1 protein-coding gene and 1 pseudogene are annotated in these 534 nt (G+C 34.5%); both read left to right on the top strand.

Going from position 1 to position 534, the window contains the following annotated elements; translation table 11 throughout:
* Positions 1-317: cytochrome c oxidase subunit II transmembrane domain-containing protein (locus BB427_RS23725; RefSeq protein WP_302622124.1), on the top strand; the 317-nt coding region annotated here is incomplete at its 5' end.
* 12 nt (positions 318-329) lie between these two features.
* Positions 330-482: pseudogene (locus tag BB427_RS24845) on the top strand (hypothetical protein); the annotation flags it as partial.
* Positions 483-534 lie beyond the last annotated feature (52 nt).

Below are 534 nucleotides of genomic sequence, written 5' to 3'. Positions count from 1 at the left end.
CTCTTCCGATCTGTTCATTGTATTTTCAGAATGCTAGTTCTCCTGTAATGGAACAGCTAATTTTTTTTCATGATCATACTATAATTGTTTTAGTGTTGATTACTATTTTGGTAGGGTATATATTAGTTAATTCGTTGGTGGGTAGGGATTTTAACCGACATGTTTTTGAAGGACAAGAGTTAGAAAGAATTTGGACTGTTTTACCTGCTGTATTTTTATTGTTTATTGCTTTACCTTCTTTGAAGTTATTATATATAATAGAAGAATTAGATAATCCGGATTTGAGAGTTAGGTCGGTGGGACGGCAATGGTATTGATCTTATGAGTATGCAGATTTTGGGGTGAAGGGCTTTGAATCTTATATAATTCCAAGAGATAATATTCCATTGTTTCGATTAATAGAAGTGGATAATAGAATATCTTTACCAGTAGACACTGGTGTTCGAATTATAATTACGTCAGGGGATGTAATTCATTCTTGAACTATGCCTGCTATGGGGGTTAAGGCTGATGGGATTCCAGGACGGTTGAATC

The organism is Pseudoalteromonas sp. BMB (assembly GCF_001709235.1).
GTDB classification, from domain to species: Bacteria; Pseudomonadota; Gammaproteobacteria; order Enterobacterales; family Alteromonadaceae; genus Pseudoalteromonas; species Pseudoalteromonas maricaloris.
This window is presented reverse-complemented; position numbering and strand designations above follow the sequence as displayed.